The sequence below is a fragment of the Nakamurella sp. UYEF19 genome, from assembly GCF_040546275.1.
Lineage (GTDB): Bacteria > Actinomycetota > Actinomycetes > Mycobacteriales > Nakamurellaceae > Nakamurella.
In genome coordinates, this window is the sequence record NZ_JBEPNO010000030.1 from 1 (window position 1) to 25,439 (window position 25,439).

The 25,439-nt window shown below is 65.6% G+C and carries 23 protein-coding genes and 1 pseudogene; 11 read left to right on the plus strand and 13 right to left on the minus strand.

Annotation, left to right across the window (positions count from 1 at the left end):
• Positions 1-733 precede the first annotated feature (733 nt).
• Positions 734-1,318, plus strand: a complete 585-nt coding sequence (locus ABIB25_RS25730) for a DUF1269 domain-containing protein (protein ID WP_354531380.1) — start codon at positions 734-736, stop codon at positions 1,316-1,318.
• 152 nt (positions 1,319-1,470) lie between these two features.
• On the opposite strand, the gene ABIB25_RS25735 is transcribed toward ABIB25_RS25730, so the two are convergent.
• On the minus strand, positions 1,471-1,998 hold the full coding sequence (locus ABIB25_RS25735) for a TetR/AcrR family transcriptional regulator (protein ID WP_354531381.1): 528 nt from the start codon (positions 1,996-1,998) through the stop codon (positions 1,471-1,473).
• Between the two features lie 103 nt (positions 1,999-2,101).
• Between ABIB25_RS25735 and ABIB25_RS25740 the strand changes: the two are divergent.
• The 7 genes and pseudogenes from ABIB25_RS25740 to ABIB25_RS25770 all read left to right on the plus strand — a co-directional run.
• A pseudogene (locus tag ABIB25_RS25740) lies at positions 2,102-2,230 on the plus strand (SDR family oxidoreductase); the annotation flags it as partial.
• Between the two features lie 17 nt (positions 2,231-2,247).
• Entirely contained in the window at positions 2,248-2,985 is a 738-nt protein-coding gene (locus ABIB25_RS25745) for an SDR family oxidoreductase (protein ID WP_354531382.1), read from the plus strand.
• 102 nt (positions 2,986-3,087) lie between these two features.
• Positions 3,088-4,059: an SDR family NAD(P)-dependent oxidoreductase gene (locus ABIB25_RS25750; protein WP_354531383.1), complete on the plus strand. Its 972-nt coding sequence runs from the start codon at positions 3,088-3,090 to the stop codon at positions 4,057-4,059.
• Positions 4,060-4,379: 320 nt separating this feature from the next.
• Positions 4,380-5,468: an amidohydrolase family protein gene (locus ABIB25_RS25755; RefSeq protein ID WP_354531384.1), complete on the plus strand. Its 1,089-nt coding sequence runs from the start codon at positions 4,380-4,382 to the stop codon at positions 5,466-5,468.
• Between the two features lie 71 nt (positions 5,469-5,539).
• Positions 5,540-6,538: an alpha/beta fold hydrolase gene (locus ABIB25_RS25760; protein ID WP_354531385.1), complete on the plus strand. Its 999-nt coding sequence runs from the start codon at positions 5,540-5,542 to the stop codon at positions 6,536-6,538.
• A complete protein-coding gene (locus ABIB25_RS25765) occupies positions 6,538-7,665 on the plus strand; it encodes an MBL fold metallo-hydrolase (RefSeq protein WP_354531386.1) in 1,128 nt (375 codons plus the stop codon). The genes ABIB25_RS25760 and ABIB25_RS25765 overlap by 1 nt, the downstream gene beginning before the upstream one ends.
• Positions 7,666-7,780: 115 nt before the next feature.
• Positions 7,781-8,194 carry a Dabb family protein gene (locus ABIB25_RS25770; protein ID WP_354531387.1) on the plus strand — a complete coding sequence of 138 codons (414 nt, stop codon included), beginning with the start codon at positions 7,781-7,783 and terminating at the stop codon, positions 8,192-8,194.
• Between the two features lie 75 nt (positions 8,195-8,269).
• Here ABIB25_RS25770 and ABIB25_RS25775 read toward each other — a convergent pair whose 3' ends face one another.
• The 3 genes from ABIB25_RS25775 to ABIB25_RS25785 form a co-directional block, all read right to left on the minus strand.
• Complete coding sequence (locus tag ABIB25_RS25775) at positions 8,270-8,575, minus strand: hypothetical protein (protein WP_354531388.1); 306 nt, start codon at positions 8,573-8,575, stop codon at positions 8,270-8,272.
• 216 nt (positions 8,576-8,791) lie between these two features.
• On the minus strand, positions 8,792-9,253 hold the full coding sequence (locus ABIB25_RS25780; RefSeq protein WP_354531389.1) for a hypothetical protein: 462 nt from the start codon (positions 9,251-9,253) through the stop codon (positions 8,792-8,794).
• Positions 9,254-9,527: 274 nt separating this feature from the next.
• The gene (locus ABIB25_RS25785) at positions 9,528-10,319 is read right to left on the minus strand and encodes an ANTAR domain-containing protein (protein ID WP_502919904.1); all 792 of its coding nucleotides are present in this window, start codon (positions 10,317-10,319) and stop codon (positions 9,528-9,530) included.
• Between the two features lie 361 nt (positions 10,320-10,680).
• On the opposite strand from ABIB25_RS25785, the gene ABIB25_RS25790 reads away from it, so the two are divergent.
• Entirely contained in the window at positions 10,681-11,724 is a 1,044-nt protein-coding gene (locus ABIB25_RS25790; protein WP_354531390.1) for a DUF998 domain-containing protein, read from the plus strand.
• Between the two features lie 281 nt (positions 11,725-12,005).
• On the opposite strand, the gene ABIB25_RS25795 is transcribed toward ABIB25_RS25790, so the two are convergent.
• The 4 genes from ABIB25_RS25795 to ABIB25_RS25810 form a co-directional block, all read right to left on the minus strand.
• Positions 12,006-12,362, minus strand: a complete 357-nt coding sequence (locus ABIB25_RS25795) for an NmrA family NAD(P)-binding protein (RefSeq protein WP_354531391.1) — start codon at positions 12,360-12,362, stop codon at positions 12,006-12,008.
• A gap of 76 nt (positions 12,363-12,438) precedes the next feature.
• Positions 12,439-13,098: a TetR/AcrR family transcriptional regulator gene (locus tag ABIB25_RS25800; RefSeq protein WP_354531392.1), complete on the minus strand. Its 660-nt coding sequence runs from the start codon at positions 13,096-13,098 to the stop codon at positions 12,439-12,441.
• A 482-nt stretch (positions 13,099-13,580) separates the two neighbouring features.
• Entirely contained in the window at positions 13,581-14,807 is a 1,227-nt protein-coding gene (locus ABIB25_RS25805) for an MFS transporter (protein WP_354531393.1), read from the minus strand.
• 237 nt (positions 14,808-15,044) lie between these two features.
• Positions 15,045-15,989: an NAD-dependent epimerase/dehydratase family protein gene (locus tag ABIB25_RS25810; protein ID WP_354531394.1), complete on the minus strand. Its 945-nt coding sequence runs from the start codon at positions 15,987-15,989 to the stop codon at positions 15,045-15,047.
• 126 nt (positions 15,990-16,115) lie between these two features.
• Here ABIB25_RS25810 and ABIB25_RS25815 point away from each other — a divergent pair, with 126 nt between their 5' ends.
• Positions 16,116-17,042, plus strand: coding sequence for a LysR family transcriptional regulator (locus ABIB25_RS25815; RefSeq protein ID WP_354531395.1), 927 nt, complete (start codon positions 16,116-16,118; stop codon positions 17,040-17,042).
• A 239-nt stretch (positions 17,043-17,281) separates the two neighbouring features.
• On the opposite strand, the gene ABIB25_RS25820 is transcribed toward ABIB25_RS25815, so the two are convergent.
• The 4 genes from ABIB25_RS25820 to ABIB25_RS25835 form a co-directional block, all read right to left on the minus strand.
• Positions 17,282-18,562, minus strand: a complete 1,281-nt coding sequence (locus ABIB25_RS25820) for a DUF998 domain-containing protein (RefSeq protein WP_354531396.1) — start codon at positions 18,560-18,562, stop codon at positions 17,282-17,284.
• A 34-nt stretch (positions 18,563-18,596) separates the two neighbouring features.
• A complete protein-coding gene (locus ABIB25_RS25825; protein WP_354531397.1) occupies positions 18,597-19,628 on the minus strand; it encodes an aldo/keto reductase in 1,032 nt (343 codons plus the stop codon).
• A gap of 87 nt (positions 19,629-19,715) precedes the next feature.
• Positions 19,716-20,723 carry an alpha/beta fold hydrolase gene (locus ABIB25_RS25830; protein ID WP_354531398.1) on the minus strand — a complete coding sequence of 336 codons (1,008 nt, stop codon included), beginning with the start codon at positions 20,721-20,723 and terminating at the stop codon, positions 19,716-19,718.
• A gap of 77 nt (positions 20,724-20,800) precedes the next feature.
• Entirely contained in the window at positions 20,801-23,038 is a 2,238-nt protein-coding gene (locus ABIB25_RS25835) for an MMPL family transporter (protein WP_354531399.1), read from the minus strand.
• 328 nt (positions 23,039-23,366) lie between these two features.
• Between ABIB25_RS25835 and ABIB25_RS25840 the strand changes: the two genes are divergently transcribed.
• Complete coding sequence (locus ABIB25_RS25840; protein ID WP_354531400.1) at positions 23,367-24,098, plus strand: TetR/AcrR family transcriptional regulator; 732 nt, start codon at positions 23,367-23,369, stop codon at positions 24,096-24,098.
• Positions 24,099-24,445: 347 nt separating this feature from the next.
• On the opposite strand, the gene ABIB25_RS25845 is transcribed toward ABIB25_RS25840, so the two are convergent.
• Positions 24,446-25,402 carry a GlxA family transcriptional regulator gene (locus ABIB25_RS25845; protein WP_354531401.1) on the minus strand — a complete coding sequence of 319 codons (957 nt, stop codon included), beginning with the start codon at positions 25,400-25,402 and terminating at the stop codon, positions 24,446-24,448.
• Positions 25,403-25,439 lie beyond the last annotated feature (37 nt).

Sequence of the window (25,439 nt, forward strand, 5' to 3'; positions counted from 1 at the left end):
GCTTTGACGAACCCGCGTTGGGGCTCAACCCCGCGACACCACCAGATCTATCGCGCAGAGGGAAGGGCCAGCATCTCAAGAAAGATCGAGGTTAGCGGCTGCCTGTCGTGCTGTTCGCTCTGCTCCAGCTGCGCACAGCCCGGGTTCAGGGCCAGCGGGACTGCGGTCGAGTAAATTCCCGCAGCCGATGTCGCCGAAAAGGGCATTGTTGCCAGTTTTCCGGTTGGCGAACCTGGAGTCCTGGAGGTGAGCGTGACGCTCGACGAGGTAGCGGCTACTGCGCGGCGACCTCGGACCAGACCGGTTGTGTTCCCAACTTCGCAGAGTGCACCCGCTTCCGTGCCGCTTGTCAAGGCGGCGGCCCAACCTACCAATTTGACCTGTTGATACCGACCCGCTGCCGCCCGGTGTCAAGAGGCAACTGACCCGGAGTGGGCCGTTTTGGTCATCACCTATGGGTGGGGAACCAGAATGGATGCCGCAACCCGTACCTGTGCAGCGAGCGAGCTCTGAGCCTCCGGCAGCTTCAGCCGACTGGTGGTCAGCGTCATCAACACCGTGAGTTTTCGGCCCCATTTTGGTTCCCATTGCGGGCCGCAAGGGTGATTGCCGATGGTGGATGTGCTGGTGCCTTGTCGGTCGGGTTCGATCCTGTGCCCGGGCCCATCGACTTGAATTTGTTTCGGGACCATGCTTGAGGAGTCAAAGTTTCTCTATAGCAGGGAGTTCCACCGTGACGTACAACAGCACCGTACTCATTTTCAGCCTGAAGGATGCGAGCCGCTCGCCGCGTCTGCTGGCCGAGCTGCGCCGCGATTCAGATGTTCGACAGGCGCTCATCGTGGAGCGCAGAATGGATGGGCAATTGCATGTGAGAGATGTTGACATTCCCCGTGGAGCGGGCGTTCCGGTGGTCACCGGTGGTGCGATCGGCGCTCTGATCGGCGTCTTGGGTGGGCCGTTGGGGATGCTGCTCGGCTGGTCGGTCGGCGCCCTGGGCGGGCTGGCGTACAGCGCGGTCGATTCCGACGAGGACGAGGATGGTCTGCACATCCTGTCGGCGGGTATCGCCCCGGGCGGCAACGTGGTGTTGGCCGAGGTCATCAACGATGTGTACCCCGCCGAACAGCGGGCCAAGGAGTACGACGGCAGCGTCGTGCGGGTGCCAGGCGACCAGATCGCCTACGAGGTCGAATCGGCCCGGGTGGCAGCAGAACTGGCCGCGGACGCCGCACGAAAGGCTCGGCACGAAAGGAAGTCCGCCGACTTCAAAGCCGGCATGCACCGCCTGTTCCACCACGACAAGGCCGATGCCTGAACCGCACCGGGTCACCCTTCGCAACAGATCCCCGGGTGGTGCAGGCACCGGGCCCCGAGTGTGGTGACCCGGTGACTTCGGCTCCGAGCCTGCCGCGGGCGGCACCCGTCGGTGAGGTCCGGGCGCCCAGGATCGCCGCGATGTGCCGTGGGCTATGCGGGCATGCGCGGCGTGAGGCAGTCCATCACCAGGTCCAGTAGGTGGCGCGATCGTGCTTCCCACCGGTCATCGGTGTCCAGCCGCCAGAGAAAGCCGACCAGCAGCAGCATCTCTTCCGCGTCGATGTCGTGGCGCACGGTGCCGGTCGATTGTCCCGCGTCCAGCAGGGTGCTCATGGCCCCGATGATCGAGTCGTAGCCTTCGTCGGCCAATTTCTGCCGGATCACCAGGTCCAGCGCATCGGCAAGGCCGTGCTTGATGCGGCCGTAGGAAGCCAGCCGGTCCAGCCATTCACGGATGGCGACCGGGGCTGGAAGCGCGGCCGCCAGCTGGGGGGCAGCTTCGATCAGCTCCTGGACGTCCTTTCGATGCACCGCCAGCACCAACGCCTCTCGGGTCGCGAAGTGCCGGTACAACGTCCCCTGCCCCACCCCGGCAGACTTCGCGATCGACTGCAGGGAGGCTTCCCCTGAGTGGGCCAGGGCCTTTCTGGCCGCGACCAGGATGCGCTCGCGGTTCATGGCTGCATCCGCCCGCAGCCCATGCGACACCTCAGTGCTCGACTCCGGTGAAGCCATCACTGATTCAGCCTTCCGCCGACGTCACCCTTGCCCGGATGACGCACACGTTGCTAAGCGGACAGTCGGAAAGGTCGGCGAGATCGCGAAGGCCGTGGCGTTTTTGGCCTCCGATGACTCAAGTTTCATCCACGGTGTCGAGCTGTTCGCTGATGGCGGACTGGCTCAGGTCTGAGAACAGGGAAAACGAATATGAGTGGAATCAGCAACAAAGTGGTGGCCATCACCGGAGCAAGCAGCGGCATCGGCGAGGCCAGCGCACTGCTGCTGGCCGAGCGGGGCGCCAAACTTGTCCTGGGGGCCAGACGCACCGAACGCCTGGCCATCCTGGCCGACCAGATCAGGGCGGCCGGCGGCGAGGCGGTGTTCCTGGGCATCGACGTCACCCGCCGCGATGACCTGCTGGCCCTGGTGCGGCTCGCGGTCGACACCTTCGGCCATCTGGATGTCATGATCAACAACGCCGGGGTCATGCCGATCTCGCCGCTGGATGAGCTACGCGTCGAGGATTGGGAGGCGATGATCGATGTCAACATCAAGGGTGTCCTGAACGGCATCGCCGCAGCACTACCGGTGTTCCGGAGCCAGCACCACGGCCACATCATCAACACCTCCTCCACTGCCGCACTCAAGGTGGTCCCGAATATGTCGGTCTACTCCGGCACCAAGATGGCGGTCCGAGCCATCTCCGAGGGCCTGCGGCAGGAGGCCGGTCCCCACCTGCGCGTGACGGTGGTGCTGCCGGGCATGACCTCGACCGAGGGCGCCGGAGGTGTCACCAATCCTGAGATCCGAGCCGGCCTGCAAGCCTCGCTCGACAGCATGGCGATGCCTGCCTCGGCGGTCGCCCGCGCCATCGCGTTCGCGATCGAGCAACCAGAGGAGGTCGACGTCGGCGAGATCGTCGTCCGACCCACGGCGCAGGCGTGATGACCAATGGTTGGGCTAAATGCGCCCGGCTTTGAATTAGCTTGTCTTTTATCTGGCGCAGCTCTTCGCACACAATGAACGAGGAATGAGGGATATAGCGCGATGACGCAAGGACATCTGATCTCCACCCGTTTCACCGCCTCCAGCACCGCGGATGATGTGCTCGAGGGGGTTGACCTCGCCGGTCTGCGGGCCATCGTGACGGGCGGGTCCTCCGGGATCGGGGTCGAGACCGCCCGGGCACTGACGGCCCACGGGGCGGCGGTGGTCCTGGCGGTACGCAACCCGGCGGCGGGCGACGCGGTCGCGCAGATGATCAAGACCTCCACTGGGGCGATCCGCCCGGAGGTCCGGGAGCTGGACCTGGCCGACCCCATGAGCGTTTATCGGTTCGTGTACGAGTGGTCCGGCCCGCTGCACCTGCTGATCAACAATGCCGGACTGGTCACCGGTGGCCTGGAACGAACCCCGCAAGGGTGGGAGCTGCAGTTCGCCACCAACCATCTGGGTCACCTTGCGCTCGCCGTCGGGCTGCACTCCGCCCTGGCCCGTGGAGCCTCCGAACGCGACGGAGCACGGATCGTGTCCTTGAGCTCGACCGCGCACATGCGCGCCGACGTGGATTTTGACGACCTGCACTTCCAGCGCCGCGAGTACGACCCGCAGATCGCCTACGCCCAATCAAAGACGGCGAACTCACTGTTCGCGGTCGAAGCAACCCGCCGGTGGGCAGGTGAGGGCATCGTCGCCAACGCCGTCAACCCCGGTGGGGTGGCGACCGGGTTACAACGGAATTTCACCATCGAGCAGAAGACGTCGCTGGACGCGGCCGAAGCCGCCGGCGTTTTCGCCTACAAGAGCGTCGAACAGGGAGCCGCCACCAGCATCATCGCGGCCATAGCCCCCGAGTTCGCTCATACCGGCGGCCACTATCTCGACGACGGGCGGGAGGCCTACACCGTCCCCAACACCGCCCAGCTCGCGCAGCACCCGCACGGTGTGAAGGAATGGGCGCTGAATCCCGTCACCGCGCAGCGTCTGTGGACGGTCTCTACTGACCTGCTCGGAATCTGACCCAGCCATGCACCCCAGCCATGCACCGCCGCTCGCGGTCGCAGACAAGGCGCCAGCAAAACCTGGTCGAAACGGTCTACCGCCCTTCGGCCAGGCGGGGTATGACATGGAACTTTCGGGCCGCATCGGCTCCTGGTGTGCTCGTCGCCTCCAGCGGCGTGCCCTTCGGCACAGTCAACCCCACGACATCCCCAGGCTGACGGGACTTTCGACCCTGCCAATGGCGTAAATGGTGTGCTCCACTCATTGTGACAGTACCGAGCATCGAGGACGACGTCCTATAAAAAATGTGGGACGAACAAACCGTTGAAGGGATTCTCATGACGCAACCTACCGGAACGAAGTATCGGGCCATTGTCGACACGCACCGGCACCCGGTCGGACCCAAGCTGCGCGCCAAAATGGCCGCAGTCGGCCTGTACGACCCGAAGAAAGAATTTCCGCAGACCAACCCGCAAGACTTCATCTGCTACCGCGATTTCGTGGATCTGGATTATGCGATGCCCAAGCAGCGTGCGGGCGGGGTGACCATCAGCATCGCCAGCAACGGTGGCGAGATCGGCTGGATCGCCGGTGACCTGCTCAAGGTCAGCACTGGCGAGGCCCTGAAGTTCCTCAACGAGGAGTACCTGGAGATCAAAGACTCCTATCCCGGCGAGTTCGAGCTGATGGCCAACGCTCACGCTCTGCAGGAGAGTTGCCGGCCGATCGTCGAGGACATGATCCGCCAGGGTGATGCCAAGGCGATCGCGGTGGCCTCGAGCTACGGCGACGGTAGCGACCGGACGTTCCTGGACAGCCCCCAGGCCGAATGGCTGTGGGAGTTCGCCGAGGCCAACGACATCGTCGTCCACATCCACCCGCCGATGCTCTCGCTCGGAAACGAAGCGCTCATGCAGTACCGCCTCAACGAGGCCGTCGGGCGCCCCTTCGACTCGACCGTTACCGTCGCCCGGATGATCGGCTCCGGCGTGTTCGACCGTCACCCCAAGCTTCAGGTCCTGATCGTGCATATGGGCGGGGAACTGCCGTCGATTCTGGGACGCCTGGATTTCACCTGGCAGCTCAACTACCACGGCGTCAGCAACCCCCCGGCGGGGCGGCCCTACACCAACACCAAGGCCCCGTCGAGCTACTTCAAGACCAACATCCTGGTCGACTGCATGGGATTCAACCCCATCGGACTGCAGGCTGCGATCCAGATGTGCGGGGTGGATCGGGTCGTCTTCGGGACCGACTACGGCGCCGTGCCCTACGGAGTGAAAGAACACGTGGAGATCGTCGAGCAGGTCGTTGCCAGCCCCACCGAGCGTGACCTGGTGTTCTGGGAAACCAGCAACAAGATATTCCACCTCGGCCTGGATCAGGCCGGCACCTCCATTCCCCTCGTCGTCGGCGCTTCCGCCTAGCAAACAAGGGCAAATCTGCCCAAATTTGTCGATGACAACGCGATGCAGCCTCGACAAGGAAGGAACGCACCATGAGGTCCACGAAAACCCGCCATGGTTCGCAGACCGGCCGGCTGGACTACCACGATCGGTTGGTCGTCGCGGCGGAGCTGGCCGAGCGGGGGTTGTACGAGCACTACCAGCTCGAGCCGACCCACCACATGGTCGCGCTGTCACGACTGGACATCCAGGTGCGGGTGACCCAGATCGGTTCCGGGCCACCGGTCCTCATCGTTCCCGGGAACACTGGCGACGGGTTTCCCTTCGCGCCGTTGATCCCGCACCTGCCCGGTCGACGGGTCATCATCCTCAACCGTCCCGGTGGTGGCCTGAGCGAGGGGATGGATCACCGGAGCATCGGATTCCGGGATCTGGCCGGCTACACCCTGTCCACGGTTCTGGACAGCCTGGGCCTGGAGCAGGTGCCGATCATCGCGCACTCGATGGGTGGACATTGGAGCCAGTGGTTCGCGATGGACTATCCGCAACGCGTGTCGGCGCTGGCGTTGCTCGGGGTTCCGGGCAACGTGCTGACCACGCAGCCGCCGCTGACGCTGCGGCTGGCTTCGGTCCGCGGCCTGAACCGACTGGTCGTCCCAGCCACCATCCCGCGCACGGTCGACAAAGCGCTGAGCGGGATGCGGGTCGTCGGGCATTCGGCGCAGAACCTGGCGCGCCTACCGGCCGCGATGGGGGAGTGCTACTTCGCCTTCGACCGGCTCCCGCACTACCAGATGTCCACCCGGACGTTGATGGAGGTGACGAACCGGCTGCGCGGATCCAAACCCGACGTCAGGATCACGCAGGCGCAGTTGGAATCAATCCATACGCCGGCAACGCTGCTGTGGGGTCAGAACGATCCGTTCGGCGATGTGCAGACCGGGCGGCGGATCGCCGAGCTACTGGGTGGCCGGTTCACCGAGCTGCCCGGGGGCGGCCACCTGCCCTGGCTCGACGATGCGGAGACCGCCGGAGGACTGGTCATGGAGCTCCTCCATACCGCTGAGCGTTCCGCCCACGACGTGCCGTGATGGACCCCACGCCAACCATGCACAGCGAAGCTTCCGTCGCGGACGAGGAGTCTGTCGACGGGACCAGCGAAATCGTTGCGCAGCAGAAGAAGTCGCACCGTCACCTGAGCCGTCGTGGACTACTCACCGCGGCCGGCGGCACCGCGGTCGGAGCAGTGGCCGTGGGAGCCGTCTGGTACGCCACCCGGGCTCCGACGCCGCCGGCCCAGGTGGCCCGGCTGATGCCGAGCAACGGAATCGTGCAGGCCAGCACCTGGACCACGCTGGGCACCATGGGCGGTCCGATCGCCAGCGCTCATCGGTCGCAGCCGGCGAACCTGCTGATGCACAACGGATCCGACGCCATCCTGATCGACTCCGGCGACGGAGCCGTTGACCAGATCCAGAAGGCCGGCATCGATCTGGCCAAGGTCGGCACCGTGATTCTCAGTCACCTGCACCTGGACCACACCGCCGGCCTCTACGGCGTCATCGGGCGGCGACTGCAGCAGCACATTCCCGGCGAACTGCGCATCTATGGGCCGCCGGGCACCGGCCAGGTGGTCAAGGAGATCACCGCCTCCCAGCAGTACGTGGCTGACCTGCTGAACACCGACTCAGCGGCGAAAAACCTGACCCCGACGACCGTGAAAGTGACAGAAATCACCGACGGCGCGGTGTTCACCGCCGGAGCGGCGAAGGTCAGCGCCACGACCAACTCGCACTACGGATTCAAAGACGGCACCGCCGATGCCGCCCGCTTTCAATCACTGTCCTACCGCTTCGACCTGCCCGGCCGGTCCATCGTCTACACCGGCGACACCGGTCCCAGCGCGAACGTCGACCGGCTGGCCGCCGGGGCGGACCTGCTGGTCAGTGAAATCATCGACGCCGACCAGGCGCTGGCCGATCTGCGGGCATCCCGCGCAGACATCCCGGCTCTGGCCAGCCATGCCCTGCTCAACCACTTCGCCGAGCAGCACCTGACCGCCCAGGCAGTCGGGGACCTGGCCCGCCGCGCCGGGGTCAAAGCCGTGGTCCTGACCCACAACCCGATGAACGACACCAGCTTGCAGAAGGCGGGCGTCACCCTCGCCGGTCTCTATCAGGGTCCGGTCGCCTTCGCCGCCGACCTGGACACCTACTGATCGCCGGGCAATCCCGCAACCGCGGGCGCAACGGTGCCGGCCTGACCTCGTTCGCGGCCAAGGCGCGCCATTCGCGGCAACGGCACGAAACAACCGATCGCACAAGGAGACTGCAATGATCTTCCACATCAACCGCTTGACGTTCAAATCCGATCTGACCGACCAGCAGCGCCAAACCGGACTCGACCTGCTCCGCAACGCCGGCCAAGCCAATCCCGCGGTGCGGTCCTACATTGTCGGACCCGACATCGGGGGGGAATTCGAGTGGGGCGCGGTTTATGTGCTCGAGGGCCTCGATGGGTACTGGGACTACTTGACCCATCCAGCGCACGTCACATCGGAAATGAGTGGCATGGCACTGATCGAGAAGTTCGAGGCCTTCGATGTGACTGACTCCGACGACCCTGATTTCAGCGACAAAATAGCGGAGCTGCAGGCCCGCAACTATCAGGAACACCCTGAACTGGCCGGCCTCGTTGCCCAAGTACCGTCGTTCACCGTCCCGGTGGGCAGCAGCAACCAGCAGTAGCGGACACAGAGGGGAACGGTTCAAGTCGGGCGCGGGTGAGCACTCGCCGTTTCGTCACGGTTGACGTGGTGTCCGTCAGAGTTCGGACGACAGCCAGATCTGGCTACGGAGTCTGCCGATCTGGCCGATCAGATCCTGATCGACGGGCTCGTTGTCCTCCAGGGTCCGGGCATGCCAGTCCAAGGCCGTCAGTTCAGTAATCAGGGGCTGGCGGTTAGAAGTGGCGCGCCAATGAGCATCGATGTGTTCGATGGCCAGATCAATTCCGTGCCGGTTCATCTGGTGGCGACCGGGGTGACGGATCGGTTTCGTGCCAGCCCAGCTGCGGCATCCCGTAGCGTTGCGGCGCGCAACGGATGCTGCCGTCGTGACGAGAGCCAAATCTGGGGACTGTGGGAATGGTGGGACCGAAACATGGTGATCCTCCGCAACGGGATGTCACCGATGATGTCCGGTTGCGGGCGTTGCGCCCTCGAAGGCCAGTAAACGACCATCGTCCGAACTGGCTGTTGACTCAGCCACTAGCAGCAAGAATAGCCTCGTCAAAGGACTTTTGACCCTTCCACCCCAGGCTTTCGACTGTCGTCGCCTCCATGATCACCCCAGGCGGGTCAGTGTCTGACGCGCCGCCGCCGCTAGTGTCACGCCCCGATCGTCGGCCCGATGTTGCAGCACGGTGCGGGCCGCGGAGAGCAAATGCCCTTCAGCGATGAGCACTCCCAGGGCCTGGTTGATCTGGGACAATTCAGCGATCCTGAGGCTGTTGGTGGGGTAGAGCCGGTTGGTGGGCGGCGGCAGGTGGCCATCCACGATTACCTGACCAGCGTCGCCGAATACGGCGCGGCTATCGGCGGCCAGCTCGAGGAAGGCGCCCCGGTGACCGGCGTACAGCACCACCTCGCACGCCGGGCCACCACGCGGCGTCGCAACGGTGACCAGCAGGGACGTCTCGGCCGTCGGAGAGTCGAGCGTGCTGAGCGTGACCGCGTCGTCCCCGAGGAAGATGGTCACGATCAGGCCGAGGAACGAGGGCACCGTGGCCGTGATGTCGTCGGTCAACACGGTCAAAATGGCGTGCAGGTCCGTGTACGGGTCATCAAGGGCGTCACTGAGAGTGGCGAGCTGACCAACTAAATCTGAGGAAAATCCCACGGCTTGAACTCCGGGTACGTCCCGATGCGCTGCTCGGTGTCGCCTGGACCTGGCCGACGCAAGCTGCGCCACGGCCGGAATGCGCGCAGTCTCGGTCTAGGTTCGGGACCCCGCTCGAACGCTGCAGCACAATGAACCTTACGCCGCCAGGCTCCTGGCCAGTGCATCCAGTCGGGAAGTTTCAGGGTTGGTCGGTGCGGCGGACCCGGGCGCGGGCTGCCGCCTGTTCCACAATGGTGGTTGCGACCTGAGTCAGTTTGAGGTGCTGCGTCTGACTCAAGGTTGTGAGTCGGGCGAATGCTTGGTCGGCGGTGTCTCCGCTGCGGCTGCGCAGGATGCCGATCGCCTGATCAATCACCGGGCGGCTGGTCAGCGCGGCCTGCAGCTGGGTAGCCAACCGGCGGGCCTGGGACAGGATCTGCGCATTCAGCACCGAGATCGCCGCTGGCACCGCGAACAGCTCGCCCAATTCCTCCGCACGGGCGTCGAAGACGTTCTTTCCGTGGGCATACACATTCATCGCACCGTGCACCCCGGCCGGTGAAAGCAGCGGCAACGACAGGACACTGTGCACCCCCAGTCGGCCGGCGCGAGGCCCGAACCGCGGCCATCGGGCATCCCCACCCAATGAACCGGACCGTACGGTGCGGCCGGTAGCGGCGGCGCTGATGCAGGGGCCCTCACCGATGCTGTACTGGATGTCGTCAATCTGCCGGACGAATTCGGTGCTCTTGACGATCACATCCGCGTGATGGGGTTCCAGCAACGTCAAACCGGCGCCGTCGGCACCGGGTATTGCTGCCACCGCCATGCCGGCTACCCGGGTCAGCAGTTCCGTCAACCCGAATGCCCCGTTCGACAGCTGCGACAGCTCAGCCAGACTCGCCGCCAGATCAGCGTCCTGCCGCTGCCACAACGGTCCAGGCTCGTCAAGACCGGTTCCATCTTCACCGGATGATTCGGGATGCTCCACCAGCTGTCTCCTTCGCTGCGCAGACCCGTATGCGCATCAGGGGTACCGGACGTGACTGCCGACGATCAGCGTAAAGCCAGCTCACACATGTCACACCCCTGTGGGTCCGTGATGCATAGACAAACCGGCCCCAATGAACGAATTGATAGGGGCCACTGTGGGGGGCTAGAGCTACGAAACGGTCGGGTGTTACTTGGATGCAGCCGAACCCCAACAGCCTGCCTGGAGCCGACAGCAGCCGCGTCGAGGCCGCCGAAGCCGTGAGCATCGCTCACCTTCGAAAACCACATCCCTGCAGCCGCCGACACTGCCGGCGGTCGATAGGCTGGCACCCTGTCCGCGCTCGGGTATCGCCGACAGGGTGATCGTCGTCGTTCTTGCCCGCGTGCTGTTGGTCTCCGGCGGGCACGCACCGGGGATGATTCTCGGCCTTCACATGGTGGCGGCCGAGCCTTCCCCGGAGCCTGGGAGACCTCCGCGGGACCGGCGGACCTGTCGCGGTGTCGAGCGACCTAGGTGGTCGGGGCTTTCGTCTCTGGTGGCTGAGGTTGGGGGCGGCCAGGCTCACGGCATGACAAGCCTTGGCAGCCGCGGCCCGCGCGGCCGGCACCCGAATTCATCTGCGCCGGTTTCCGAACGGTCAGATCCGTTGCTGCAGTTCGCGGGTGCAGACGACGAGCCGGTGGCCGGCCGGTGGTTGCTGTTGTCGCTGGCCGGGTTCGGGCTTCTGGCCGTGGTAGGCGGTGTCGTGATGGTGGCCGGCGGCAGCCCGGTCAGCCCGGACCGGGGCCTCGGGGTGATCGCCGCGATCCTGGCCATGACCAGCCTGGCGGCGACGGTGGCCTATCTGGCCGTGTTCGCCAGCCTGCACGTGTTGCCGACCGGATTTAGCCCGGTCCGCCATGCGGTGAGCGACTACGCCGTCGGTAGATATGCGCCGCTGTTCCGGGCGGGGTTGTATGTCAGTTCCGTGGCGGTCCTGCTCCTGGCCTTCGCTTTGATCCGCGGTGTCGGATCACCGCCGTTGGCCTCGCGCGACGTGGTGTATCTGTTGCTCATCCCGGTGGCCCGCATCGGAATGACGCTCTTTCCCACCAGTTTGGAAGGTGAGCGTCTGACCAGATCCGCTGTCGTGCATTATTTATGCGCTATCGCTGCCTTCACCTTGACCTACTTGGTCATCTCCGAAATGACGGTAAACCTGCGCAACCTCGATCCCGCGTCGTGGCTGGACAACCCGCTGCGATGGACCGCGTGGGCCGTCGCCCCTGAGCTGGTCTTGGTGATGGTCACTATGCTGCGGCCCCTGCGGAGGATCTTCGGTGTGTTCGAGCGATTGTTCCTGTTGACGACCAATATCTGGTTCCTTCTCGTTGCCATGGTGGTCATCGACGTGGTGGGCTGACACCACTCGGCGTCCCCGCAGACAAACTGGCTTGGTGGCCCGCAGTGCGCCGCCCGGTCGCAGCAGACCGCTGTCCGGACCGTCCACCAACCCATGCTCGACTGGATGACCGCACTGCCCCGCCGGGCCGGCAGCGCGCCCCGCTAATCGATTTGCTCAGCCTGTCTCCCGGCGGTCCTGGCCGGTAGGAAAGCGACGGGGTCATCCTGGGCGATTGCCGGCCACCCGGGGTTGTCGCAGCAGCTCCAGTCTGCGGGAAGCGATCCGAGGACTCCGGACGATCAGCGCGGCGGGAGGATCCCCTGCAGCGCAGCGCCGAATTGCTCCGGCGGTGCATCGGAGAAGCTGATGGTGCGGCCCAACGCTGCGCTGAAGGCCTCGGCGATTTCCTGGTGGGTGATCGCGGCCGGCCCGGTCAGCGTGTAGGTGGCGCGCTGGTGCCCGTCTTCGACGAGCGCGGCGGCTGCGACCTCGGCGATGTCGCGGACGTCGATGGCGCTGACCGTCGCGGTGCCGATCGGTGCGAAGAACATGCCCTGTTCGGCGATCAGCGAGGCGAACGCCAGGAAGCCCTGGAAGAACAGATTAGAACGCAGGAAGGTGTAGTCGAGGCCGATGTCACGGACGTGCCATTCCACGGCGGCGTGGTAGCGAAGGAACCGGACTGGTGAGTTCGATCCACGTGCCTACCGGGGCAACAGCTTGCTGTGATCTTCAGGTGCCCGACGGGTCCGGGAGGAGGCCGTTCAGAAGCCATCGGATGCTGGCCTGGAGAGCGTCCTGGGGATCTGGTGTCGGTGTCGGTTGGTCGGTGTTGTGGTTTGCGCCGCGGCGGCGGGTGCCACTTCGCTGCGGTGGTGGGGCCAGGAACGCGTCGGCGCGGACCACGATGAACCCGATGAGCATTCCGATCAGGCCGCGGAAGGCGTGTGCCTGCTGATGCAGTGGGAGGCCGGATTGGTTCAGTAGCGCTTGTATTTGTCGATGGAACGTGGTGGTGGCCGCTCCGGTGTCGGCGTCAGCGGCTGGGATGTGATGTTCAGCCACAGATGCGGAGGCCAAGACTTCGAAGAGGGTGGGGTTTTTCGCGCCGGCTCGGTACGTGTTCATCAGCAATTCGGTGAGTTGGTCCTGCCATGGCTGGCCCGGGTCCGGCGGCGCCACCTGCGAGAGGGACCAGTCGGCCATCATGACCAGCAGTGTCGCCTTGCTGGGGATGTGGTGGTAGATCGACATGGCCTCGACGCCCAAGTCGGCGGCGATCCGTCTCATGGTGACGGAGTGAATGCCTTCGGCTCGGGCCAGGCCGACCGCGGTTTCCACGATGAGGTCCCGGGACAGTGCGACCCGGCCGCGAGGTGCCGGGTCCGGCATGTGTGCCGATGAGAGGACTGATCCGGTGGTATCCCGATCTTCCATGGGCGTGTGGTTCCCGCTCGCTGCTGTCCTACACGTCCAGGCCTGCTGAGGACACAACAGTGACGGAGCCTTCATATGGCCGTGATATCGGAACGTTGCATTTCTAAGTCAGTTGCAGATGCGCGTATGGATGCGCTCCGGTTCTGCAGCGTGCGGTGAACATGTGGAGCTCGCCGTGATGTCGGCCGCGAGGGGCTCACCCCGGCGGCCGGTGTCAATTCCCTGTAGGTGGGCGATGCCGACGACCACTGATCCAGGTTCGCCGGCGGCGGCGAGAATGGTGTTGATCCGGTTTAGTCTGGTACGGGCTGCTGCGGCGTCGATGCCCGGGATGGAGCCCGGGAATTCATCGCCGCTGTGCCTGATAACCAGGTCTTAGGCGCGCAGCACGGTAATGAAAGCGTCGGCCACGCGTCGCAGCAGTTGGTCACCTGCGTCTACCGAGCAACTTCTGGGACGACGGGCGCGGTTGGGTGCGTGCGGGTTCCCTGCGGGAAGGCGTGCTGTCGTCCCGCCACGACGGTCAAGATGGTGGGGATCATGATGGCCGCGGACGCCCAGGGGATGGACAGCACCCCGAACCCGGTGAGCAGGAGCGCCCCGAACATTCCTCCTGCCGCGATGCTCAGGTTGAACACGGTCACCACCAACGCCGTCACCCCGTCGGTGCCCGCCGCGCGGATTCCGGCGGTCACGAACAGGGTGGCCGAGCCGCCGAAACCCAGTCCCCATGCTGCGACACCCAGGTAGAAGATTGCGGGACTGACGAAGGCGAGCCCGAGAACGGCGGCGCTTGCGCCGAGCAGGCAGCTGCTGACGAGCATCAGCCGGCGGTGGTGTGGGTCGACGAATTGCCCGGTCACCCAGATGCTCAGCAGAGCCGCGATCCCGAATACGAGCAGCACCCATTCGATCTGTCCGGCGCCGGCTCGGCTGGCCAGCGGCTCGATGTAGGTATAGAGCAGGTTGTGGGCGGTGATGAAGCCGGCGATGACCCACAGGATGGTCTGGACGCCGGGGGCACGGAGAATGGACGGGAAAGACATGTGCGCGCTTGGTGGTTCGGCCGCCAGGTTCGGCACCGAGGCGAGGACCCAGCCGATCAGCGCCAAGGACAGCGCCGTTATCATCCCGAACGTTGCGTGCCAGCTGGTCGCGTCGCCCAGGACGGTTCCCGCGGGCAGTCCCAGGGATAGGGCCGCAGGCGTGCCCGCCAGGGCGATCGCGATGGCTTTGCCCCGTGCCTTTTCGGGGACCAGTCGCGCTGCGATTCCGCCGATGTTGGACCAGATCAGACCTGCGGCCACTCCGGCAGGGAACCGGGCGATGAGGATGATGGTGAAGTTGTTCTGAAAGGCGATGACCAGGTTGGCTGCTGCGAACACGCCCAGGGCCCAGACGAGCAGGGTGCGGCGGCCGATGTTCTTCAGAGCAGCGTTCAGCGGGATTGCCGTCAGGGCGGTCGCGAGGGCATAGACGGTGATGGTCTGACCGGTGACCGATGCTGGCAGGCCAAGACTTGCGGCCATTTTTGGTAGCAGGCCCGCGGGCACCGTTTCGTTCAGGATGGCCAGGAAGCCGGCGGTGAACAGGGCGAGCAGGCTAGGTAGCGGCAGCGTGCTCTTGGCTGTGGTTGGACCGCCGTCGTGCGCGAAAGTCAACATGGTGGTATTTCTCCTTGCGTGCGGAGGTGACACGGCGTGGCGTGGCGAGTCGGAGCCCGGTCGGTGCCGCCGTCGGTGGCAGAGGAGTTCAGCAGGTAGCTGAAGTCCCCTGCCACTGCCAGCCCGCGGCCCGGCAGGGCTACCAACGGCCCCGCGTCCGTGCAATCCGGAGATGACCCTTTATCCGACGATCTCGGTCCTCGGGGGTGTCGTTGCGTGAGCTCGGCCCTCTCGAGGTCAGCGGTGTGCGGATGTGGTCTCGAGCTGTCGGGATTGCCGCAGGGTGTTCAGGGCCGCGGTCCGGGAGATGACCGGCCGGTAGCCGAGGTCGGTGACGGCTTTGTCGGTGCGCAGGGTGCAGGTCTGCCCGATGAACCAGCGCGCCGGGACCGGAACGACTCGGTCCGCGGTGGCCAGGTCGATGTCGGGGATCGGGGTGTCGACGCCGTAGATGTCGAACACGGTCTGCATGAACTCGCGGAATTCCGCGGGCTCCTGGTCGGTGATGAAGTAGGCCTGGCCTGGCTTGCCGCGCCGCCAACCCAGGAGCAGGCCCTCGACGACGTTGTCGACGTAGGTGATGTCGGTCGTGTGGCGGCCGCCGCCGATCCAGGAGAACTGGCCCGCCTGTGCGAGGGCGGAGAAGATTTCGGTGACGGGGCTTCCGATGCCCCAGACAAATTTGGGGCGGATGGACACGGTGGTGAAACCGACGGTGTTGGCCTCCAGCACCAGCGCCTCCTGCTGCGCCTTGACTGCGCAGTAAGGTGCCGGCGAGTCCGGCCGAAGCGGCGCAGTCTCATCGATATCGATGAGCGGGTCGCCGGCCAGCAGCGCCGCCTCGCTGCCGCAGTTCACGAAGCGGGCCACCTTGGCATCGCGGGCGACTTGCAGTGCGGCCCGGGTCCCCTCGACCGTCACCAGCTGGTGCTGGGCGAGGTCGGCGTCCAGATCGGTCTCGGCCGCCAGGTGGAACAGCACCTCGCTGCCCGACACGCCGCCGCGCCACGTTCCAGGCTCGGTCAGCACCCCCGGCACCGGCGTCGCACCCAAAGCCGCGACCGTATCTGCTGACGTCGCGCTCCGGACCAGGGCTCGGACATCGTGCCCCTCGTCCACCAGCCGGCGGATCAATACCTGCCCGATGAACCCCGACCCGCCGGTGACAAAAACTGTGGCCATTTCGAATCTCCTGAGTTGTTGGTGTGGAGCACCCGATGCGGGCGCCCGAGGTATTCAGCAATCAGCGGCCGTCAGACGTTCCCATCGCGAGATTGATAGTTTTTAGCTTTGCCATAAGATCTGCGCATGACATCCCTTCGCGCGCTCGAATGTCTGGTCGCTGTTGCTGACTGCGGCTCGATCACCGAAGCCGCACGCCTGATCCATCTGACCCAACCTGCGGTCTCGCACCAGCTGGGCGAGCTGGAACGGGAAACGAACACCACGCTGCTCAACCGCCGTCCACGCGGGGTGAGCCTGACCCCCGCAGGCAACGCCGCCCTGCCGCATGCCCGTCGGGCCCTCGAGGCCGCCGCGTCGGCCATGCAGTCTGCTCGTGCGGTCGGCCAGGGCGCGGGTGGAACTCTGCGCGTGGTGTGCGCCCAGAGCCTCACCGTGCCCCTGGTCGCCCCGGTCCTGCGGGACTGGCACCGCAGACACCCGGACGTCGTCGTCAGCCTGCGGGAGTCGGCGGTGCTCGCCGAGCTGCTCGGCTTCATCGACACCGGGGCAGCGGACATCGTGCTGCTACCCGCCCCGGTCCCGCAGGGCTACGTGACCAGGATGATCGCCGAGGAGGAGATCGTGCTGACCGCACCCCTGGACCATCCTCTGGCCCGATCGGGCCCCGTCCATCTGCAGGAAATCGACGGCGTGGCGTTGGTGCATTTCGCGCCCGACAACGGACTGCGCGAGTGGTTGGACCGCTCCCTCGCCGAAGCCGGGGTGCGGCCAGAGCCGGTGATGAGTACCTCGATCACCTCGGCCGCGCCGCAACTGGCCGCCGCCGGAATGGGCGTCTCCATCACCCCGGTGAGCGCGGTGACTGCCGGCCTTCCCGCGACCATCCGGTCGTTCTCACCGAAGTGGGTCAGGCAACTGCTCGCGGTGACGCAGGCACAACCGGATCCGCTCTCCGCCCGCTTCATCACCGACCTCCACACCCGCGGCGTACGCGTCCCCCGGGACGTTCTCCGACAACTTGACGGCAGCGACCGCCGCGCCGGCGCCTGATCGAACCGGCGCACGAACAGAAATGCCCAATCTGGCACCGAGTTGACCTGTAGCCGACTGCGACGGCGCCAGCGGTCGCGTAGACCGGCTCAGGCAGGCTGGAAGCGGTCCCCTCCGGCGGGCCACATCCCGGGCAGACGAACCTCCATTCACCTCCGAGGTGGCGCCGCCGGGTAGTGGGAACCGGACGGCAGTTGATGAGCCAACCGACAGGGTGATCGTGCGTGATAGCTGAGCTGTCATCGGTGGCCTACAGCCGCCGGAACACGGCTGTTTCCCGTCGACCACGTGGAAGCGGTGACGGTGGTCCAGATCAACACAGAGGCGATGAAGATTCGCTCGAAAAGCCCGAACAGGTCAGTGGTCGCCGCGGCCGCGATGAACAGGACAAGGGTGGCGGCGGTGCTCACGGCAAGGATGCGCAGCACCTGAGGTTGACGGACGGTCCTGCTGATGGTGAGAACCGCGCCGGCCGCAGCACAGAGGAAGCCAACGAACGCAATGATCAGGTGAGCGGTGCCTGCCACAGTGGAATGGGTGGTGTCCAGCGACCCGGAGGACACATCGGTGTGGACTCCAGACAGAGCCGCCGACGAAGCCGCCCACACGACCAGGAATCTCACCCCCACCTTCTGGCGGCTGGTGGCGGCCGTGGCCGACAGCAGGACGGCCAGGGCGGCGCCGCCGATGCCCCGAATCACGAAGTTGATATTCATCAACACCGCGTACGGGCCAACGCCGAGATCGCTCTCCGGCTGGTGGAGGACGTTGTAGTGCGGGGGAAGTAGTTGCGCGACCACGTCCAGAACGACGTACAGCGCGACGCTGGTGAGAACAGTTGCGCGCAGGACGGTATCGCGGCGGCTCAGCTGGGTGATCATGGCGCTACCTTCATTCTGTGGGTGATCAGCGGGAGTTTTCCTGTTTGTTGTCGACGTCGCTGTCGGAGTCGATGCCGGAAGGAACGACCGGCAGATGCGGGCCGGGGTCTGGCCGCACCCGGGCACGGATCTCGTTTCCGAGCCGATCGAAGGACCGCCGACCATCTCCCACGCTCGGGCGACACCGACCAGGAAGCAGACGACGACAAGTACTGCGATCGTCCGTGCCGCCCCGCCGTCGTTGGGATCCGTAAGCAGCTGCGCTCCCATGATCAGTTGAATGACGAATATGGTGCCCAGCCCGGCCAGGAACAGAAGGTCTCGGGCGTCCGGCCAGCGGAGGGCCCGGACGCGGATCATGGACAGCAACGACCCGATGACGAAGGTCAATCCGAGTATTGAAACGGTCAGCGTGGCGGGGCCCAGCTTCTCATCTGGTATCAGCGCAAACAACGACACGGTCAGCGCGTTGGTGAATGATGTCAGCGACGCCGACGCCCGCACCCGATGCAGCTGGGTGTCACCGCGTTCGGACAGCCGCTCCTGCGATACCGATATAGCGACGAACAGCAGACCGATCAGTGCGCCGGCAACGCCGGCGCTGCCTTGGAAGAAAACCTTCACATCGTCTGGGGTCACTGGTGAATCCTTCGTCAGCTACCGGCACGGCAGATCAGCGTCGGCGCAGTGCTGGGTCGAGCAGGGCGGGCGGGGTGTCGTTCTTCTCCGCTGCGGCGAGATCGACGCCTGGGGCGACGATCGCATCGATCGCGTCGAGCACGTCGGCGGGCAGCGCGGTGTCGGCGGCGGCGAGTTGGGAGTGCAGGTGGTCGATGGTGCGGGGACCGATGATGGCGGCGGTGACCCCGGGGTGCGCGGTGACGAAGCCGAGGGCGAGTTGGATCATCGTCAGACCGGCGAGTTCGGCGACTTTCGCCAACTGCTCGACGGCGTCCAGCTTCGCCCGATTGGCCGGGATGGTGGTGTCGAAACGCTGCGGCATGAACGCCGAACGGCTGGTGGTGACCTCCCGCCCCTCGCGGACCGCACCGGACAACCAGCCTGAGGCCAACGGGCTCCAAGCCAGCACGCCGAGGCCGTACTCCTGGGTGACGGGAAGGACGTGGGTTTCGATGCCGCGCTGCAGGATCGAGTAGCTCGGCTGCTCGGTGACGTACCGGCCGAGGTGGTTCGCCCGGGCGGCCCACTGCGCCTGCACCACCCGGTAGGCCGGGAATGTCGAGGAGCCGAAGTAGCGGATCTTCCCGGCCCGCTGCAGGTCGGTCAGTGCTGAGAGGGTTTCCTCGTCGCTGGTGGCCGGGTCCCACCGATGGATCTGGTAGAGGTCGACGTGGTCGACGTCCAGGCGTCGCAGGCTGTTGTCGACCTCGGTCACCAACCAACGGCGGGAGCTGCCCTGCTGGTTGCGCTCGTCGCCCATCGGCATGTTCGCCTTGGTGGCCAGCACGATGTGGTCGCGGCGGCCGGGCGATCCCGACCTCAACGCCTTGCCGACCATTTCCTCGGACTGGCCTTGGCTGTACATGTCGGCGGTGTCGATGATGTTGATGCCGCCCTCCAACGCGGCATCAACGATGGCGGTGACCTCGTCCTGGGTGGTGCGACCGATCTTGCCGAAGTTCATGGCGCCCAGTGCGAGAGTGCTGACCTGGACGCCGGTGCGGCCCAGAGTGCGGTACTGCATGAAAGTTCCTCCTCGATTGATGAAGCGAGTTGTGTATCGGTTCCGGCCAGTGGTGAACCGGGTGACCGCCGATCAGCGGCGCCCGGTTCAGCCAGTGGTTGCGTGTTCGATCAGCTGGACCGTCAAACCCTGCTGGTCGAGGTAGATGTAGTGACCACTGTTGTGAGCCGTTGCCAGCGTGCTGCGGCTGGAGAGCTGCGCCAGCTGCTGCTGCCCGGTGGTCCAGATCTGCTGGAGTCGGGTGGCGTACTGCGGAAGCACGGAATAGATGGGCTGTCCGTGTTGTACGACCGTCATGCGCAGGCTCCCCAGCGACGAGATCGGCGCCCCGGAATACACCAGCTTCTCGGTGTTCATCGCTGCGGAGGACAGACCGCCCACCTCTGCCCGGGCTTCGCCCGCCGGACCGGTGGCCGTGGCCGGGATCAGCGATTCGATGGCGCCGCCCACTGACGGCGCACTGGCGTCCAGCAGCACCAGGGCCGCCAACCGCGGCAGGTATTGGTGCGCGAACTCGGTCGCGATGAGACCGCCGAGAGAATGCCCGACGAGCACCACCTTGCCGTCCACTCCGGCCGCTTCCAGCACGCCGTCAAGTAGCGCCGCGGCGCTTGACAGGGATTGCTGCGCAGCTGGTGCCGGGCTTGCCCCTTCACCCGGCCGGTCGTAGGAGCAGACTCTCATGGTCTTGCTCAAGGTGGTCTGCAGCGCGGTGAACTTCGTCAACGGATCCTGCTCGCCGGCCACCAGCACGATCGTCGGCTCCCTCGATGGCGCTCCCGTGCACAACACATTCACCCACTGCGACCCCACCCGCAACCGGCTGGCCACCCCAGGGAGCGATGCGGGATGCGGAGGCGACCCGGTGACCGGGCCCGAGTTCGGCGCCGCGTTGACCGACGGCGTGCCGGCACGAGCGCCGGCGGCGGTCGGCTCGGTCGACATCGGCGCCGAGGATGTCGGTGTCGTCGAGCTCTGCTGCGCCGAGGTCGAGGACGTCCCGCAGCCGGCGAGTCCGGCGAACAGCAGTGCGGCGGCGGTGAGAGCGAGGGCGGGGTGCCGCGCAATGCGACCTTTCTGACGGATCTGAATCATGACTGTTTCCGTTTCTGACGATATGTGAACTGAAGAGGGGCCCTTGATGACTGCGGGATGGCGGTCCGTTTCAAATTTCAGTGGCGACGGGCGCTCTCCAGTTCTGGTGGGGTGGCCGATATCATTTCGTCGGCTTCGATCGCCATTTGCGGAAGAATTTTGTCCAGTCGTTTCGGTAGGTTCCAGTTGGCCGGCCCGATGAGGTGCATGAGCGCCGGGACCAGCAGGCTCCGCACCAATGGCGCGTCGACCAGGACGGAGAACGCCAGACCGAACCCGAATTCTTGGAGTTGCCGTTCGCCGCCGAGCAGGAATGACCCGAAGACCAGGACCATGATGACTGCGGCCGCGGCGATCACCCGTCCGCTCTTGGCATGTCCAGTGCGAACGGCCAGGCCATTGAGTTGGTGTGGGCGGTGAGCCAGGTCCCGCATGTCGGGGCCGGTCGTCGGCTGTCCTGCCCGCCATTCCTCCCGCATCCGCGAGACGAGGTACACCTCGTAGTCCATGGACAGCCCGAACAGGACGGAGAACATCAACACCGGCAGGAACGAATCGATGGGTCCAGCGCCGGAGAGCCCGAGCAGCGATTGACCGAAGCCCCAGTTGAACACGGCGTTCATCGCCCCGAGGGCCGCGCCGATCGACAGCAGGTTCATCACCGAGGCAACCAGCGGGATCAGCAGGCTACGGAACACGATCATCAGCAGCAGGAAGGCCAGCAGCACGACGACGGCGACGAACAGCGGCAACTTGCCGGACAGGGTGCGCGAGAAGTCGATGTTGGAGGCGGTCTGTCCGCCGACGTGCACAGTGAGCCCGGTTCCGCGTTGTGCGGCGGGTATCAGGTCCTGACGTAGGTGCTCGACCAGATCCACGGTTTTCCTGTCCTGCGGGCCGGTGGACGGATACACGGTCGCCAGGGTCACCCGCCCGTTCGGACTCGGCGTCGGCGGCGTCACGGCGGTGACCCCCGCGGTGTGGGCGATACTCGCTAGCAGCGAATCGAAAGCCTGGGTGTCCGCCGGAGATCTGATGTCGGCGACGAGAGCGAGCGGTCCGTTCACGCCGGGGCCGAATCCCTGCGCGAGGGTGTCGTAGGCCTGTCGGGTGGTCGATCCGTGCGCGTCCGTTCCGGAGTCCGATGATCCGAGCCGCAAGGTCAGCACTGGCAGGGCGATCACCAGCACCGCGACCAACGATCCGACCGCGACGAGGACCTTGCGCCTTTCCACCAGTGCAGCCCAGCGGAGCCAGAAGCCGGTGCCCTCCTGCGGAACCGGACCTCCGGTGAGCTGGGTCCGTCGTTCGCGTCGGGACAGCACCTTCGGGCCCAGGAAGCCGAACATGGCGGGTAAGAAGGTGAGGGACGTGGCCATGGTCGACGCCACCGCGATTGCCGTGGCGATCGACATGCCGCCGAGAAAGCCGACCCCCAAGGTCAATTGGCCCAGTAGGGCGATGCACACCGTGATGCCCGCGAACAGCACGGTCCGCCCCGACGTCGACACGGCCTTCACCGCGGCGTCGTGGTAGGAGGCGCCTGCCTTGACCGCTGTGCGGTGCCGCGAAATGATGAACAACCCGTAGTCGACACCGACCCCCAGCCCGATGAGAACGGCCAGATCAGTGGCGATGGAGGGGATCTTGAGCAGATGGGTCAGCACGGCGGTGACCGACAGGCTGATCACCAGCGCCAGGCCGGTGGCCAGAAGTGGCAGCAGGGAAGGGAACACCGCCCCCCCGAAGACCAGCAGCAGAACGACCAGGGCGGCGATCACACCGACGGAGACGGACAGGCCGGCGCCGTCGTCCTCTGTGTTGCCGATGGCACTGCCACTGAGCGAGACCTCGATGGTGGGTGTGCTGGCTGAATTCGCGGCCGCGATCAACGCGGTCACGTCAGCAACCGCAGGTGTCGCGCTGTTCCAGGTGACCGTGGCGAAGGCGGTGGCGCCGTCGGCGCTGATCTGCCCCGCCCCACCGGCGGCGTAGGGCGAATCGATCGCGGTCACGCCTGGTACGCCTGCCATCTCGGTCAGCGCATGGGTGACGGCGCCCCGCGTCTGCGCGGAGCTGACAGTCGCGCCGCCGATGGTGTGAATGACCATCTCGTCGCCTTCCCCGGCCGCGGCGGGAAAGTTCGCATCCAGCAGGTTGTAAGCCAGCTGACTATCGGTACCGGGCAGGGTGCTGTCGAGGTCGAACTTGCTGCCGACGGCGGTGGACACCGCGAACATGGCGACGAGGGCGAGCAGCCATCCGGCGACGACCCGCCTGCGGTGCTCGAAACACCAGTGAGCCAAACGGGACATGAGGTTCCCTCCAGGGTGCGGTCAGGGTGCGGTCAGGGTGCCGTCGTCGCATCCGCGGCTAGGACTCGTCCGCCTTCTCGGCCGGCAGCGTAGGACTGCAGGCTCGTTCTGCGGTAACGCTTTTCGGTGCACCGGCACCCGGATCGACCATCCCGGAGCACCGGTAGGTGTAGGCACATTGAGCTGACCTCGCCGTGCGCGATGAATGCGGTACGACGGTCCTACGCATCCCCGGGCCAACGTGCCGGGCGTATCGCGGTTTTCGCTCTACCGAAACGACGATAACACGTCCGTAACTGCGATACAAGTTTCGGGTATCATGGTTTCCATGACCGATGCACGCACACGACTGCTCGACGCGGCCGAACAGTTACTCACCGCCTCGCCCGACAGTGACATCGCGATCCGCGACGTCTGCCGGATCGCGGGCGTCGGGCTCCCAGTGCTCTACCGGCAGTTCGGCGACAAGGCCGGCCTGCTCAAAGCGGTCGTCGACCACGGCTTCGACCGCTATCTGGAGGTGAAACGCCATGCCAAGCCTTCGGCGAACCCGGTCGAAGACCTGCTCGCCGGCTGGGACAGTCACATCGAATTCGCCGTCAGTCACCCCGCGGTCTACCGGTTGATGCTGTCGCCCACTTTCGACCAGGTCCCCCGCGCAGCCAGCGAGTTGATGCGCATCCTGCGAGCCGCCCTGGAGCGCGCAGCCGCAGCCGGCCTGCTCGTCGTCGACATCGACCTGGCAACCCAACAGATCATGAGCGCCGCCATCGGCGTCTCCCTCGGGCTCGTCGTGCAACCGGAAAACTTCCGCGATCCGACGTTGTCACGTCAGGTGCGGGATGCCATCCACCGTGACTTGTTCATTCCCGGCGCATTCTCGCACAGCCCGCGCGCGCCTGCCACGATTGCCTCCGCGGCAAACCAGCTCGGGGCACTCATTGGCGAGCAAGCGTCCCTGCCCCTGACTGATCCCGAGCAGGCGCTCCTGCGCCAATGGTTGCGTACCCTAGCCGGCGACAGCCCGACAAAGCTCATGTCTGGCGATGCACACTTGTGAGCGAGTCGGCGGGAGGGTTTTCACGTCAAGCGGGATCTGAGTGAACAATGCGAGAGCGTTATTCACCACTGATTGAATGGTATCGCCCCGGCGTGCCTTCGGGTGCATCGGTCCCCGTTTTGGAAGGAATGAATTTTCTGAGGCGTCTTATTCTTTGCAAATGGTGCGGACCGATGCGTTACGGAGTGTACTGCGGGTCTTCCCGACAAGCATTTCGAGGAACTTCAGGAAAGGATCAGACAGGTGGTGGTCGGTCGAGGTTTCCGGGGGTGGACGCCCGACCATACTCGGATGCATCGCGCACCACCCCCGTCGATTGGAACCGTAGTCGAGTCCTACGATCATGCCTAGTTGATGGCAGAGGAATCGCGGTGGGTGAATGTGCGGCGGTAGGCGGTGGGAGTGGTGTGCAGCGTCCGCCGGAAGTGCAGCCGCAGGTTGGCGGCCGTGCCCAGCCCGCAGTTGCGGGCCACGTGGTCGACCGGAAGGTCGGTGGTTTCCAGGAGTTCCCTGGCCCGGTTCAGGCGTGCACCGGCCAGCCATTGCAAGGGGGTGGTGCCTGTCTCGGCGGTGAACCGGCGCATGAAGGAGCGCTGGGACATGCCGGCGTGGCGGGTGAGCTCGATGAGGGAAAGAGGCTGCTCCACACGCTCCAGCGCCCAGGCACGGGTGTCGGCGAGCGAAGTGTCGCCGGTGGCCGGCACCAGTGCGGGCACGTACTGCGCCTGGCCACCATCGCGGTGAGGCGGGGCCACGAGACGCCGCGCGACCTGGTTGGCCGCGGCCGCGCCGACATCGCTGCGGACGATGTGCAGGCACAGGTCGATGCCGCAGCACACCCCGCCCGAGGTGAGAATATTACCCTCGTCGACGTACAACACATCCCGATCCACCTCAACGGCCGGGAAGTCTTTTTCGAGTTCGTCGATGTTCTCCCAGTGTGTGGTGGCGTGGAGCCCGTCCAGCACACCGGCTGCGGCCAACGCGAACGCGCCGTTGCAGATCGACACCACCCGCCGTCCCCGATCACCCACTTCGGCCAACGTGTCCAGCACAGCTGCGGGCAGAGGCCGGCTGGTCATATCCAGGCCGGGCACGATCACGGTGTCCGCCGCGCGGACATCAGCGAGCCCGCCGTCGACCACCACGGTGAGACCGCCCATGGTGACCACCTGGCTGGCCAGACCGCACACCGTCAGGCGGTACGGCGTCTCCGGCCGGGGGCTGAAGATCTGCGCCGGGATCGCCAGGGCCATGGGGGTGACGCCATCCAGTGCCAGTACAGCTACCCGATGAAAAGACATGGCAATAATTTAGCGTAAAGAGGCAATCTTGCCACTC

Excerpts from the sequence above, each read along its gene's own strand:
- ABIB25_RS25735 (WP_354531381.1), bottom strand. The coding sequence starts at position 1,998 with ATGAACCGCGAGCGCATCCTGGTCGCGGCCAGAAAGGCCCTGGCCCAC.
- ABIB25_RS25745 (WP_354531382.1), top strand. The coding sequence starts at position 2,248 with ATGAGTGGAATCAGCAACAAAGTGGTGGCCATCACCGGAGCAAGCAGC.
- ABIB25_RS25750 (WP_354531383.1), top strand. The coding sequence starts at position 3,088 with ATGACGCAAGGACATCTGATCTCCACCCGTTTCACCGCCTCCAGCACC.
- ABIB25_RS25755 (WP_354531384.1), top strand. The coding sequence starts at position 4,380 with ATGACGCAACCTACCGGAACGAAGTATCGGGCCATTGTCGACACGCAC.
- ABIB25_RS25760 (WP_354531385.1), top strand. The coding sequence starts at position 5,540 with ATGAGGTCCACGAAAACCCGCCATGGTTCGCAGACCGGCCGGCTGGAC.
- ABIB25_RS25765 (WP_354531386.1), top strand. The coding sequence starts at position 6,538 with ATGGACCCCACGCCAACCATGCACAGCGAAGCTTCCGTCGCGGACGAG.
- ABIB25_RS25770 (WP_354531387.1), top strand. The coding sequence starts at position 7,781 with ATGATCTTCCACATCAACCGCTTGACGTTCAAATCCGATCTGACCGAC.
- ABIB25_RS25800 (WP_354531392.1), bottom strand. The coding sequence starts at position 13,098 with ATGCCGGACCCGGCACCTCGCGGCCGGGTCGCACTGTCCCGGGACCTC.
- ABIB25_RS25805 (WP_354531393.1), bottom strand. The coding sequence starts at position 14,807 with ATGTTGACTTTCGCGCACGACGGCGGTCCAACCACAGCCAAGAGCACG.
- ABIB25_RS25810 (WP_354531394.1), bottom strand. The coding sequence starts at position 15,989 with ATGGCCACAGTTTTTGTCACCGGCGGGTCGGGGTTCATCGGGCAGGTA.
- ABIB25_RS25815 (WP_354531395.1), top strand. The coding sequence starts at position 16,116 with ATGACATCCCTTCGCGCGCTCGAATGTCTGGTCGCTGTTGCTGACTGC.
- ABIB25_RS25825 (WP_354531397.1), bottom strand. The coding sequence starts at position 19,628 with ATGCAGTACCGCACTCTGGGCCGCACCGGCGTCCAGGTCAGCACTCTC.
- ABIB25_RS25830 (WP_354531398.1), bottom strand. The coding sequence starts at position 20,723 with ATGATTCAGATCCGTCAGAAAGGTCGCATTGCGCGGCACCCCGCCCTC.
- ABIB25_RS25835 (WP_354531399.1), bottom strand. The coding sequence starts at position 23,038 with ATGTCCCGTTTGGCTCACTGGTGTTTCGAGCACCGCAGGCGGGTCGTC.
- ABIB25_RS25840 (WP_354531400.1), top strand. The coding sequence starts at position 23,367 with ATGACCGATGCACGCACACGACTGCTCGACGCGGCCGAACAGTTACTC.
- ABIB25_RS25845 (WP_354531401.1), bottom strand. The coding sequence starts at position 25,402 with ATGTCTTTTCATCGGGTAGCTGTACTGGCACTGGATGGCGTCACCCCC.